This is a genomic window from Streptomyces sp. NPDC055955, from assembly GCF_042270245.1.
In the GTDB taxonomy this organism is placed as follows: Bacteria; Actinomycetota; Actinomycetes; order Streptomycetales; family Streptomycetaceae; genus Streptomyces.
The window spans coordinates 282,566-295,093 of sequence record NZ_JBHJYS010000006.1 but is presented as its reverse complement, the minus strand read 5'-3'; the positions used below and the strand labels follow the sequence as shown (position 1 = coordinate 295,093).

The following is a 12,528-nucleotide window of genomic DNA, read 5'->3' as shown; positions in this document are numbered from 1 at the left end:
GACGTCAGCGCGACAGCCCGGCCCTCAGCGCAGGTGCGCCGTCTCGTTGAGAAGGCGCACGCTCGCGTTGCCGTCCCCGTAGTACGCGACCGCCGAGAGCGACGCCGCCGAGAGTTCCATCCGGAACAGTGCCTCCGGCGGCGCGCCGAGCGCGATCCGTACGAGCGTCTTGATCGGCGTGACGTGTGTGACCAGGAGGACCGTGCGTCCCGCGTACTGCCCGACGAGCCGGTCCCGCGTCGCCGCGACCCGGCGGGCGACCGCCGCGAAGCTCTCGCCGCCCCCGGTCGGTTCCGCCTTCGACGAGGCCAGCCAGGCGTTCATGTCGTCCGGGAAGCGCTCGCGGACCTCGCCGAAGGTCATGCCCTCCCACGCGCCAAAGTCCGTCTCGCGCAGGCCCTCTTCGATGTGGACGTCGAGGCCGAGGCGGGCCGCGACGGTCCGCGCCGTCTCCTGGCACCGCTTGAGCGGCGACGAGACGATCGCCTGGACGGTGCCGCGCGCGGCGAGCGCCGCGGCGACCCGCTCGGCCTGCGCGCGTCCCACCGCGGACAGCTCGGGGTCGGCGCCGCCGGAGCCGGAGAACCGCTTCTGGGGCGTGAGCGCGGTCTCGCCGTGCCGCAGGAGGACGAAGGTGGCGGGCGCCCCCAGATCGGGCGCCGCCGACCAGCCCTGGGACGCGGTGCTCGCCACGTTCCGCGCGGCCCGCGCGTCCGCGTTCCCCCGGGCCCCCGCGAGCGCGGCCCGCGCCTTCGCCGCCCCGGCCGCCGCGTCCCCGGGCGGGGACTCCCGGTCCGCCTGGGGACGCGAGGTGTCCAGCTCGGCGGTCGAGCGCGAGGCCTCCCACTGCCTGCCCTGCTTGCCCGCGTCCATCGCCTCGTTGGCGAGCCGGTCCGCGTGCTTGTTCCGCTCGCGCGGGATCCACTCGTACGTCACCTGCGACGCCGGCAGCACGGTCGCCGCCTCGGCGGCGAGGGGCCGCATGTCGGGGTGTTTGATCTTCCAGCGGCCCGACATCTGCTCGACGACGAGCTTGGAGTCCATCCGGACGTGCACCGACGCCTGCGGGTCCAGGGCGTGCGCGGCGCGCAGGCCGGCCACGAGTCCCCGGTACTCGGCGACGTTGTTCGTGGCGACGCCGATGTACTCGGCGGCCTCCGCGAGGGTCTCCCCCGTCGCCGCGTCGATGACGACCGAGCCGTAGCCCGCGGGCCCCGGGTTGCCCCGGGAACCGCCGTCGGCCTCGACGATGAACTCCCGCACCACGAAGGCTCCTACAGGCCGGACTCGGACGTGCGCACCAGGATCCGGTGGCAGTTCTCGCAGCGCACCACGGAGTCGGGCGCCGCGGCCCGCACCTCGTTCAGCTCGGTGATGTTCAGCTCCAGCTGGCAGCCCTCGCAGCGGCGCTGGTAGAGGCGGGCCGCACCGACGCCGCCCTCCTTGACGCGCAGCTTGTCGTAGAGCTTCAGCAGGTCGTCGGGGACGGAGCCGGCGACGATGCCGCGCTCCTTGGTGACCGTGGCCGTCTCACCGTCGATCTCCTCGAAGGAGGCGTCGCGGCGGGCCGTCGCGTCGTCGATCTTGCCCTGGACGGAGGCGACCCGGCCGGTGAGCTCCTCGAAGCGCTCCTGCGCGGACTCGCGGCGCTCCATGACCTCGAGGACGACGTCCTCCAGGTCACCCTGGCGCTTGGCGAGCGAGGCGATCTCGCGCTGGAGGTTCTCCAGGTCCTTGGGGGACGTGACGGCGCCGGAGTCCAGACGCTGCTGGTCACGGGCAGCGCGCTGGCGGACCTGGTCGACGTCCTGCTCGGCCTTGGTCTGCTCGCGGGCGCAGTCGCTCTCCTCGGTCTGCGCGGCGACGTGCAGGTCGCGCAGCTGCGTGAGGTCCTTGTTCAGCGACTCGATCTCGGCGTGCTCGGGCAGCGACTTGCGCTTGTGCGCGAGCTGCGACAGTCGTACGTCCAGGGCCTGGACGTCGAGAAGTCGGATCTGGTCGGCGGGCGCGGCGTTCAGTTGGGGGCTCCAGTTGGAATCGGTGTGGCGTTGGACGCCGCGTGGGCGGTCCAGGGGTCGGTGACCGTCTTCGAGACGTGGACGCGAAGTCCCCATCCCTTGCGGTCGGAGATCTCGTCGAGCTGGGCTGCGGCCAGCTCGCACCAGGGCTGCTCGGTGGCCCAGTGGGCGGCGTCGAGCAGCGCCAGCGGGCTCTGCTCGCGGGCCTCGGAGGCGGGGTGGTGGCGCAGGTCCGCGGTGAGGAAGGCGTCGACGCCCGCGGCGCGCACGTCGGCGAAGAGGCTGTCGCCGGAGCCGCCGCTGACGGCGATCGTGCGGATCGTCGCGTCGAGGTCGCCGCACACGCGGATGCCCTGCGCGGTGGCAGGCAGCCGGTCGGCGGCGAGGCCGACCAGTTCGCGCAGGGTGAGGGGGTGTTCGAGCTCGCAGATCCGGCCGAGTCCGCGGCGGCCCGCGGGGTCGGTCGGGTCCGGTACGAGGGGGCCCGTGACCCGGAGGTCGAGGGCGCCCGCGAGCGCGTCGGAGACGCCCGGGTCGGCACGGTCGGCGTTGGTGTGCGCGACGTGCAGCGCGACGTCGTTCTTGATCAGCGTGTGGACGACGCGGCCCTTGAAGGTGGTGGCGGCGACGGTCGTCGTGCCGCGCAGATAAAGCGGGTGGTGCGTGACCAGGAGGTCCGCGCCCAGCTTCACCGCCTCGTCGACGGTCTGCTGGACGGGGTCCACGGCGAACAGGACCCGGGAGACCTCGGCGTCGGGGTCACCGACGACCGTGCCGACCGCGTCCCACGACTCGGCCCGCTCGGGGGGCCACAGCTTCTCGAGCGCGGCGATGACTTCAGACAGACGGGGCACGGTGAAAGGCTACCTTCCCTCCATGCCCCGTCGGCCCTGGCTCACGTACGGCAGCGGCCGGGGGCGGTACGGGCTCACGTACCGCTACCGGCCACCGACGGTCGGCTACTTGACGAGGTAGCCGTGCAGGTCGTCGAGGACCAGGTTCGCGGCCGTGACGCCGAGCCCCAGGTACCAGGTCTCGTCCGGGACGTTCCTGGCCTGTCCGTCCTTCACGGCGCCGAGCTTCTTCCACAGCGGGTTGCCCTCGGCGGTCGCGCGGTCGGTCTTCTTCGCGTCGCCGTAGACACCGGTGAAGATCCAGTCGGCGTCGGCCTGGTCGATCTTCTCCGGGCTGACCTCCGTGGCGAGGTCCTCGACCTGCTGGTTCTTGGGGCGCGGGATGCCGGCGTCGTCGAGGATCGTGCCGATGAAGGAGGCCTTCGCGTAGAGGCGGATCATGCCGGGCATGTAGCGCAGCATCGTGACGGTGGGCTTCTTCTCACCGATGTCGTCGCCGAGCTTCTTCGCCTTCTTCTCGTACGCGGCGAGGTTCGCCTTGGCCTCGGCGGTCTTGTCGAGGGCGGACGCGTTGAGGAGGTAGTTCTCCTTCCACGTGAAGCCGGGGCGGATGGAGAAGACCGTCGGGGCGATCTTGGAGAGCTGCGGGTAGAGCTTGGCCGCGCGCAGCTCGCTGCCGAGGATCAGGTCGGGGTGGAGAGCGGCGATCGCCTCGAGGTTGAGGGAGTTGATCGTGCCGACGTCCTTGGGGGTGCCCGCCGTCTTCTTCAGGTAGGACGGGACACCGTCGTCGCCCTCGGTGGGGGCGTAGCCGACGGGCTTGACGCCGAGGGACGCGACGTTGTCGAGCTCGCCGACGTCGAGCACGACGACCCGCTTGGGCTGCGCCTTGATCTCCGTCTTGCCCATGGCGTGCTCGATGGTGCGCGGGAACTGGCCGGCCTCGGCGGTCGTGCCCATCTTCGCGGTCTGCGAGGCCGCCTTGGCGAAGTCCTCGCCGCCCTGGGCAACGGCTTTGGAGCCGCTGCCGTTGTCGGACTTGCCGGAGCCGGAGCCGGAGCCGGAGTCCGAGTCCCCGGACCCGCAGGCCGCGAGCGACAGGGCGGCCGCCACGGCGAGGGCTACGGCGGCGGTGCCGCGGGTGCGAGGAGTTGTTCGCAGGGCCATGGGTGTTCCAGCTCCGAACGTCGTGGCGTCAGACCGCCTCAAGTGTGGTTAGGCAAACCTAACATCAGGCACTTCCGGACGTGCCAGCACATCCGGCCCACCCCTTTCAGGCAGATACGGACATGGCCACCCTTTGGTGTGAAGCCTGAGCCGCGCGTGCCACGGCAGCGCGTGCGAAAACTAGCTTCGGCTCGGACGAACCGGAGGTGAGTGATCCCATGACGGCCTTGGCGATCGAGCCCACGACGGAGCTGGAGAGCGGACCGGGCCCGGCGCGCGGACCGGCCCCGGACAGCGGAAACGATCCGGAGAACGGACAGGACCCGGACCCGGAACCGGGCGGGGTCCAGGACCGGGAGGACGGGCGGGCGCCGGAGAGCGAGCGCATCAACGAGTACGGGCAGGCGTCGGAGAGCGAGCGCACCACCAAGTACGCGCAAGCGCCGGAGAGCGAGCACACCACCAAGTACGCGCAAGCACCGGGCAACCGGCCCGCCCCGGAGTACGCGCAAGCGCCGGGCAACCGGCCCGCCCCGGAGTACGCGCAAGCGCCGGACGACGGCCCCGCGCCGGGCCCGGCGCGCGCGCAAGCACCGGACAGCACCCCAGTTCCGGAGTACGCGCAAGCACCGGACAGCACCCCAGGACCGGAGTACGCGCAAGCACCGGACAGCACCCCAGGACCGGAGTACGCGCAAGCACCGGACAGCACCCCAGGACCGGAGTACGCGCAAGCGCCGGATACCGACCCGGCCCGGGTGAGCCCGCAGACCGCGGACACAGCCCCGGCCCCGGCGAGCCCCCAACCCCCTGGCCCCGGTCCAGCCTCATTGAGCGCGCAGGCCCCCGGCGCCAGCCCCGCGAGCGCCCCCGAGTCCGCTCCCCTCACTCCTCGCCCCGCCTTTGTCATCACGGCCGACGGGGCCTACGCCGCGCGGCTCGCGACCGACGGCACGTCCTGGTTCCCGGAGCGGTGGACCCTGGACGGGCCCGAGCCGTACGCGGTGCCGTTGCCGGGGAACCAGCCGGAGGAGCCCGGGACCGAGGTCGTCCCGATGGGCGACGGGCGCGTCCTCATCCGGCGCGTGGTGGACGGCCGGCACTCCTTCTCGCTGCTGTATCCGACGGGCCCGCGAACGGGCGAGGTGCCGCTCGGGGCGGTGAGCGGCGGGGAGCTGACGCTGCTTCCGCCGGCGCCGGGCGGCAGATGCGCGTACGCCATCGCCGTGGGCGAGCGGTCGACGGGCGTGTGGATGGTGGCGGGCGGGGCGTTCGGGCCCGAGTTCCTGGCCGAGGTCCCGGGGCGCTGTTCGGGCGGGGTGTGGCTGGACCGCGCCGGCCGGATGCTGGCACTCGACCGGTCCCTCGACGGGGGGCCCGTCAAGACCGTCGCGGTGGACCTGGGGCGGGGCGGCGAGGTCACGCCGCTCCTCCAGATCGCGGAGGCGAGCGCGGACCGGCTGGTGCTCGCCGACCCGGACAGCGGGCTGCTCCTGATCCGCTCGGACGCGCCGTCGCCCGGCCATGAGCGCCTCGGCTGGGGCGTGCTGGGCTCGACGCTGCCGGTGCGCTTCCCGGAGTGTCTGCGCCTTTCCGACTGCGCGGTGACGCCGTTCGCGATCCAGCCGGGTCAGACGCTGATGCCGGAGAGCTGTGCGGTGGCGCTGCGGATCGACGGCGCCGCGGGCACCTGGCTGGGCCTGTGGCGGCCCGCCGGGCGCCAGATGCATCAACTCGCCGCCCCGCAGGGCTGGCTGGCGGGTGCGGGCCTGTGGACGCGCGGCGGTGAGCTGCAACTCCCTTACGTCACCGAGTCGGTGCCCTGCGGGATCGCGCGTACGTCGGTGCCGGAGCCCGTCGAGGAGCCGGACCCGCGGACGGCGCCCGAGCCGCCCTCGGCGGCCCGTCCCGTCCCGCTCCAGCAGGCGCCTCTCGCCGGTCTCATGCGACGCGCGGCAACCGCCGGGACACGGGCGGCACCCGCCGGTTAGACTCGCCCGGCTGTTTGAAGGATCTTGTTACGGGGTGAGTTTCGATGGCCGAGACGATGAACGCGGAGATGACCACGACGGAGTCCAGGGAGGCGGCGGACCGGTCCGCCGGTCCCGGCCGGCACCGTGGTGGCGCGTCCTCGCGCGACGAGAACGCGGCGCCGCACGGACGGCACCGCAAGGACCAGTCCGAACAGGGCTGAACGGCATGACGGAGGGGCCCGGAACCGCATGGTTCCGGGCCCCTCCGTCATGAGGTCAGGCGTGTTTGAGGCCGAGTACCTCGGCCGCGGCGAACGTCTCGTTCGGCGGCCGGTCCGCGTAGTGCGGGGTGAGCAGCGCGTCCAGCTCCTCGTAACTGAACGCGTCCTTCGCGGTGTCGAACTTGGCGGAGACCTTGGGGCGTTCGACGACGGCGACCATGCCGCCGTGCACGACGAGCAGCTGGCCGTTGACGTTCCCGGCGGCCGGGGACGCGAGGTAGCCGACGAGCGGGGCGACGTGTTCGGGAGCCAGCGGGTCGAGCTCGCCGGCTCCGGGCTCCCCGAAGCCCGCGAAGACGTCCTCGGTCATACGGGTGCGGGCGCGGGGGCAGATGACGTTGGACGTGACGCCGTACTTGCCGAGGGCTAGCGCCGTGGAGGTCGTCAGGCCGACGATGCCGCCCTTCGCCGCCGCGTAGTTGGGCTGTCCGGCCGAGCCGGCGAGGAACGCCTCGGACGAGGTGTTGACGATGCGGCCGTAGACCGGTGCGCCCGCCGCCTTGGAGCGTGCGCGCCAGTGGACGGACGCGAAGTGGGTCGTGTTGAAGTGGCCCTTGAGGTGGACGCGGATGACCGTGTCCCACTCGTCCTCGCTCATCGAGAAGATCATGCGGTCGCGCAGGATGCCCGCGTTGTTGACGAGGATGTCGAGTTTTCCGTACGTGTCGACGGCCAACTGGACCAGCGCGCGGGCCTGCTCGTGGTCGGCGACGTCGCCGAGGTGGGCGACGGCCTGCCCGCCCGCGGCCCGGATCTCGGCGCCGACCTCCTCGGCCGGGGTGGCGTCGGCGTCGCCGGAGCCGTCGCGGCCCGGCTGTCCGAAGTCGTTGACGACGACGCTCGCGCCGAGCCGGGCGAGTTCGAGCGCCTCCGCCCGGCCGAGGCCGCGGCCCGCGCCGGTGACGATCGCGGACAGGCCCTGAAGCGGCAGTGACTCTGAAGCCATCGGGGATCGGGGTCCTCTCTCAGATTTCGATGCAGGTGCGCAGCGCGGTGCCCGACCGCATCTGGTCGAGGGCTTCGTTGATCTCCCCGAGCTGCACGCGGTGCGTGATGAGGCTCTCCAGGTCGATGCGGCCGGCCCGCCACAGGGCGATGGCCCGCTCGTAGGACGTCAGGACGTCGCCGCCGCCGTACATGGACGGCAGGATCTTCTTCTCGTCGAAGAACAGCTCGAACATGTTGAGCTGGAGGAAGTCGTCGAGGGCGCCCGCGCCGACGATGCACAGGGTGCCGCCGCGCCGCGTCGTCTCGTAGGCGGTACGGGCCGTGGCGGACTTGCCCACGACCTCGAAGACGTAGTCGAAGCCCTCGCCCGCGGTGATGCGCTGCTTGGCGTCGCCGAGGGCGTCGGGCGCGACGGCCTCCGTGGCGCCGAACCCGAGGGCGGCCTCGCGGCGTGAGGCGACGGGGTCGACGGCGACGATCTGCGCGGCACCCTTGAGCCGGGCGCCCTGGATCGCGGAGATGCCGACGCCGCCGCAGCCGATGACGGCGACGGACGAACCGGCCGCCACGTCCGCGGTGTTGATCGCGGCACCGAGCCCGGTGGTGACGCCGCAGCCGATGAGGGCCGCGATGTCGAAGGGCACGTCGTCGGGGATGGGCACGGCGCAGCCCGCGTCGACGACGACCTCCTCGGTGAAGGTGCCGGTTCCCGCGAAGCCGAAGACATCACCGCCGGGGCGCTTGAAGTTGGGGGTGCCGGCGTTCATGAACCCGGCGAGGCAGAGCTGGGTCTGACCGCGTTTGCACGCCGGACAGGCGCCACAGGCCGGGAGCCAGCAGACGAGGACGCGGTCGCCGGGCTTGACGTTCGTGACGCCGTCGCCGACGTCGAGGATCTCGCCCGCGCCCTCGTGTCCGGGGATGAAGGGGGCGGGCTGCGGCAGCACACCGTTCATCGCGGACACGTCGGAGTGGCACAGTCCGGTGGCCCTGACCCTGATCTTCACCTTGCCGGGACCGAAGCCCACCGCCTCGACGTCGTCGAGTACCTCGAGTTTGTCCTGGCCTATCTCGTGCAGTACGGCTGCGCGCATGGCGTGCGGCTCCTCTCCCGAAGGGTCCCGATGGTCAGGTGTGTTCGACGATGGTGTCGGCGAGTACGGGCGCCTCGTCCCGCTCGACGGCGGTGACCGTGACCTGGATCCGGCCCTCGGAGCGCCACATCCGGATCCGCAGCGTCTCGCCCGGGAAGACGACTCCGGTGAACCGCGTCGCGAAGGACCGCACGCGGGACACGTCGCCGTCGAGCAGCGTGTCGACGACGGCCTTGAGCGTCATGCCGTACGAGCACAGGCCGTGCAGGATGGGCCTGTCGAAGCCGGCGAGCTTGGCGAACTCCGGGTCGGCGTGCAGGGGGTTCCAGTCGCCGGAGAGCCGGTACAGGAGTGCCTGGTCCTCTCGGACGGGGCGGTCGACGGTGCGGTCGGGTTCGCCGGTGGGTGCTTCGAGGCGGGTGGTGGGTCCCCGGTCGCCGCCGAAGCCGCCCTCGCCGCGGACGAAGATCTGCGCGTCGCTGGTCCACAGGGGGCCGTCCGCGTCGGCGACCTCGGTGCGCAGGACGAGGATGGCGGCCTTGCCCTTGTCGTAGACGGCGGCGACGCGCGAGGTGGAGGTCGCGCTGCCCTTGACCGGGATGGGCCGGTGCAGTGCCACGGTCTGCCCGCCGTGCAGGACGTGGGCGAGGTTGACGTCGATGCCGGGGGCGGAGAGGCCGCCGACGACGCCCATTCCGGCGCCGGCGACGGTGGCGAAGCTGGGCAGGACGTGCAGCCGGGACTCGAGGGTGTAGCGCAGCTCGTCGGGGTCGGTGGCGGGGGTGCCCGCGCCGAGGCCGAGGTGGTAGAGCTGGATGTCCTTGTGGTCCCAGGTGATCTCGGCGGACCGGGGTTCGGCGGCTACGGCCTTGGCGGCGTCGATCGGCATCAGACAGAGACTCCTTGTGCGGGAAAGACCTCGGTGCGGCCGTCCGCACCGTCGGTCGCACCGAGGTCGTTGCTGGGCCGGAGGAACTCTGGTGGAACGTCACGCGCCCGTTCTAGAACGCGTTCCAGTCCGGCGATCCCATGTATAGCCAAGACCGCGGCAGTTGTGAAGACTCCTGACGCCATGTCAGATCCGGTGCGCGTACGGCCGGGCGGGCGGACGGCCGTGACATTTGTACTGCCCGGCTCCGTACACACGGCATCTGCCGCGCCCGGCTCCCGGTCCGTAGCGTCCCTGTCATGACGAAGACAGACGGGACACCGGTGGCCGTGTCCTTCACGGGGGCGGTCAAGACATACGGCGCGGTGCGCGCCGTCGACGGGGTCGATCTGGAGATACGGCGCGGCGAGACCGTGGCCCTGCTCGGCCGCAACGGCGCGGGCAAGTCCTCCACGATCGCCCTCCTGCTCGGCCTGGACACCCCGGACGAGGGCACGGTCTCCCTCTTCGGAGGCACGCCGGAGCAGGCGGTACGTGCCGGTCAGGTCGGCGCGATGCTCCAGGAGGGCCGCGCGGTCCCCCGGGTCACGGTCCGTGAGCTGGTCTCCTTCGTGGCGGGGCGCTATCCGGCGCCGATGCCCGTCGCCGACGCGCTCGCCCTGGCCGGCATCGAGGAGATCGCGCAGCGGCGCGTCGACAAGCTGTCCGGGGGCCAGACCCAGCGGGTCCGGTTCGCCGTGGCCCTGGCCGGGAACCCGGACCTGCTGGTGCTCGACGAGCCGACCGCCGCCCTCGACGTGGAGGCACGGCACGCGTTCTGGACCTCGATGCGGGCCTACGCGCGGCGCGGCCACACGGTGCTCTTCTCCACGCACTACCTGGAGGAGGCCGACGCCCACGCCGACCGGATCGTGGTCATCGACCACGGCAGGATCGTCGCGATGGGGTCCGGCGAGGAGCTGAAGCGGGCCGCGGGCGGCAGCCTCGTCTCGTTCGACCTGGGCGGGCGCGGCACGGAGGGACTGTCGCTGCTGCCCGGGGTGACGGCCGTGGAGATCCGGGGGGACCGGGCCAGGCTGCGTACGGACGACTCGGACGCGACGGTGATAGCGCTGGCCGCACTGGACGCGATCCGGGGCCTGGAGGTCGCCCCGGCCTCGCTCGACGACGCGTTCATGGCGCTGACCAGCGGCTCGGACAGTCGTCCGGGCAGCGGTTCCGGCAACCTCACCGACAGCGGTTCCGACACGGATCTGGAGACGGTTCGATGATCGACTACCTGAGGCTCGAAGTGCGCAGAACCCTGCGCGACACCGGATTCGTGATCTTCGGTGTCGGGATGCCGGTGATGATGTACCTGCTGTTCACCAACCTCGGCGAGAACGACCCCGAGTGGAAGACGGTCTCCATGGTGGGCATGGCCGCGTACGGCGCGGTGGGCGCGGCCCTCAGCACCGGCGGCGGGGTCGCCGAGGACAAGACGATCGGGTGGCTGCGGCAGCTGCGGGTCACGCCGATGACGCCGCGCCAGGTGGTGGCGGGCCGGGCCCTGACGGGGTCCGTGACGGTGCTGCCGGCGATCGCTGCGGTGCTCGTCGCCGGCGGCCTGGTCAATGGAGTGCGGCTGGACGTGTGGCAGTGGGCGGCCCTCGCGCTGCTGCTGTGGCTCGGCTCGATCCCCTTCACCCTGCTCGGTCTCGGCAACGGCTACCGGCTGACCGCGCAGACCACAGGTGTCGCGAACATGGTGTGCAATCTGGGGCTCTCCGTCCTCGGCGGTCTGTGGTTCCCGATCGCGCTCTTCCCCGGGTGGCTGCGGTCCGTGTCGTCGTACACGCCGACGAACCGGTTCGCGCAGCTCGGTACGGCCGTGGCCGACGGGCACGCGCCGTCGGCCGCCGCGGTCATGGTGCTCGCCGCCTGGCTGCTGGCCTTCGGTTCGTACGCTGTGGTGTCGTACCGCAGGGCCGCACGGACCATCTGAACGGGGAGCTGGGGAAGCATGTCCTTCAAGCGCCGAGTCACCTGCCGGACGGCCGGACTGCGGGACGCCCGCCGGGAGTGGAAGGCGGAGCGCGACGTGTGGAAGGCACAGTGGCGGGCCCGGGACAAGGCCGCGAAGAACGGCGGGACGGCTGCGGAGGGCGGACCCATGGGCCCGCCGCCGAACGGATTCGCGCTGCTGCCCTGGCTCCTGATGGGGCTCGGCGCCTTCTCGAACCTCCTCCAGGGCAAGACGGCCGACCCCTGGATCGGCGGCATCGGCCTGCTCGTCTTCAACAGCCTCTACATCTCGGTCGTGTTCCAGGCCTTCGACAAGAAACGGCGCGAGGCCCGCTACACGCTCCTGGCGCTGATCGCGATGGGCCTGCTCACCTGCGGGCTCGCCCTCGCCTACGGCGGCAGCTGGCTGATGTTCTTCCCGCTGCTCGGCCTCGCGGCGGGCTCGGTCGTGCGAGGCCGCCGCCTCGGCCAGGTCGGCCTCGGCCTGAGCGCGCTCGCCGGGACCATCGGCGGCCTCAAGGAGGGCTGGGACGCGCTCAACATCGCGTACGGCACGTTCCTGTCCACGATGGTGACCGCCGCGATCCTCTCTCTGGCCGAGGCGGTACGTGAACTGCGCGCGGCCCGGGAGGAGTTGGCGCACCGCGCGGTGGAGCAGGAGCGGCTGCGGTTCTCGCGCGACCTGCACGACCTGCTCGGGCACACGCTGTCGGTGATCGTGGTGAAGTCGGAGGCGGCCCGCCGGCTCGCCCACCGCGACCTCGACGCGGCGCTCACGCAGATCTCGGACATCGAGTCCGTCGGCCGGCAGGCGCTCACCGAGATCCGCGAGGCGGTCACCGGCTACCGCGAGGGCAGTCTCACCACCGAGCTCGACCGCGCCCGCTCGGCGCTCACGGCGGCCGGGATCGAGCCCGTCGTACGCCAGTCGGGACCGCCGCTCGCCGCGCAGACGGAGGCGCTGCTCGGCTGGGTGGTGCGGGAGGCGGTCACGAACGCGGTGCGCCACAGCGGGGCGGCGCGCTGCGAGATCTCCGTGGACGGCGGCCCGGAGCGCGTGCGGCTCAGGGTCCACGACAACGGGCGCGGCGCCGCGGCCGAGCCGCCGGAGCCGGGCGTCGGCGGTACGGGCCTGCGGGGCCTGACCGAGCGGCTCGGCGCGGCGGGCGGCTCTCTGGAGGCGGGCCCGGCCGCGCGCGGCTTCACGGTGACGGCCGAACTCCCGGTCCTGCCGGACGAGGTGGAGCCGGGCGCGGCGCTGGAGCCGGAACGCGCGGGGTGACGGCGCGCGGGGCGCTCT

At 72.4% G+C, this 12,528-nt stretch carries 12 protein-coding genes; 5 read left to right on the top strand and 7 right to left on the bottom strand.

Going from position 1 to position 12,528, the window contains the following annotated elements; all coding sequences use genetic code 11:
* Positions 1-24 precede the first annotated feature (24 nt).
* The 4 genes from ACFC96_RS14975 to ACFC96_RS14960 form a co-directional block, all read right to left on the bottom strand.
* Positions 25-1,266, bottom strand: coding sequence for a bifunctional RNase H/acid phosphatase (locus ACFC96_RS14975; protein WP_376262748.1), 1,242 nt, complete (start codon positions 1,264-1,266; stop codon positions 25-27).
* Between the two features lie 8 nt (positions 1,267-1,274).
* Positions 1,275-2,018 carry a zinc ribbon domain-containing protein gene (locus ACFC96_RS14970; RefSeq protein ID WP_376263090.1) on the bottom strand — a complete coding sequence of 248 codons (744 nt, stop codon included), beginning with the start codon at positions 2,016-2,018 and terminating at the stop codon, positions 1,275-1,277.
* Positions 2,015-2,872 carry a Nif3-like dinuclear metal center hexameric protein gene (locus ACFC96_RS14965; RefSeq protein WP_376262751.1) on the bottom strand — a complete coding sequence of 286 codons (858 nt, stop codon included), beginning with the start codon at positions 2,870-2,872 and terminating at the stop codon, positions 2,015-2,017. The genes ACFC96_RS14970 and ACFC96_RS14965 overlap by 4 nt, the downstream gene beginning before the upstream one ends.
* A 105-nt stretch (positions 2,873-2,977) precedes the next feature.
* Positions 2,978-4,039, bottom strand: coding sequence for an ABC transporter substrate-binding protein (locus tag ACFC96_RS14960; RefSeq protein ID WP_376262754.1), 1,062 nt, complete (start codon positions 4,037-4,039; stop codon positions 2,978-2,980).
* Positions 4,040-4,869: 830 nt separating this feature from the next.
* Here ACFC96_RS14960 and ACFC96_RS14955 point away from each other — a divergent pair.
* Together ACFC96_RS14955 and ACFC96_RS14950 are read left to right on the top strand one after the other, a co-directional pair.
* Positions 4,870-6,030, top strand: coding sequence for a hypothetical protein (locus tag ACFC96_RS14955; RefSeq protein ID WP_376612705.1), 1,161 nt, complete (start codon positions 4,870-4,872; stop codon positions 6,028-6,030).
* Positions 6,031-6,074: 44 nt separating this feature from the next.
* Complete coding sequence (locus ACFC96_RS14950) at positions 6,075-6,233, top strand: hypothetical protein (protein WP_376262757.1); 159 nt, start codon at positions 6,075-6,077, stop codon at positions 6,231-6,233.
* Between the two features lie 55 nt (positions 6,234-6,288).
* On the opposite strand, the gene ACFC96_RS14945 is transcribed toward ACFC96_RS14950, so the two are convergent.
* The 3 genes from ACFC96_RS14945 to ACFC96_RS14935 are packed head-to-tail and all read right to left on the bottom strand — an operon-like array spanning position 6,289 to position 9,224.
* On the bottom strand, positions 6,289-7,239 hold the full coding sequence (locus tag ACFC96_RS14945) for a 3-oxoacyl-ACP reductase (RefSeq protein ID WP_376612575.1): 951 nt from the start codon (positions 7,237-7,239) through the stop codon (positions 6,289-6,291).
* 19 nt (positions 7,240-7,258) lie between these two features.
* The gene (locus tag ACFC96_RS14940; RefSeq protein ID WP_376262763.1) at positions 7,259-8,335 is read right to left on the bottom strand and encodes a Zn-dependent alcohol dehydrogenase; all 1,077 of its coding nucleotides are present in this window, start codon (positions 8,333-8,335) and stop codon (positions 7,259-7,261) included.
* A 34-nt stretch (positions 8,336-8,369) separates the two neighbouring features.
* Complete coding sequence (locus tag ACFC96_RS14935) at positions 8,370-9,224, bottom strand: MaoC/PaaZ C-terminal domain-containing protein (RefSeq protein ID WP_376262766.1); 855 nt, start codon at positions 9,222-9,224, stop codon at positions 8,370-8,372.
* A 299-nt stretch (positions 9,225-9,523) separates the two neighbouring features.
* Here ACFC96_RS14935 and ACFC96_RS14930 point away from each other — a divergent pair, with 299 nt between their 5' ends.
* The 3 genes from ACFC96_RS14930 to ACFC96_RS14920 are packed head-to-tail and all read left to right on the top strand — an operon-like array spanning position 9,524 to position 12,510.
* Positions 9,524-10,495, top strand: coding sequence for an ATP-binding cassette domain-containing protein (locus ACFC96_RS14930; RefSeq protein WP_376612573.1), 972 nt, complete (start codon positions 9,524-9,526; stop codon positions 10,493-10,495).
* A complete protein-coding gene (locus tag ACFC96_RS14925) occupies positions 10,492-11,208 on the top strand; it encodes an ABC transporter permease (RefSeq protein WP_376262771.1) in 717 nt (238 codons plus the stop codon). Before ACFC96_RS14930 ends, ACFC96_RS14925 begins: the two co-directional genes overlap by 4 nt.
* A gap of 18 nt (positions 11,209-11,226) precedes the next feature.
* Positions 11,227-12,510 carry a sensor histidine kinase gene (locus ACFC96_RS14920; RefSeq protein WP_376612572.1) on the top strand — a complete coding sequence of 428 codons (1,284 nt, stop codon included), beginning with the start codon at positions 11,227-11,229 and terminating at the stop codon, positions 12,508-12,510.
* The last annotated feature ends 18 nt before the right edge of the window (positions 12,511-12,528 follow it).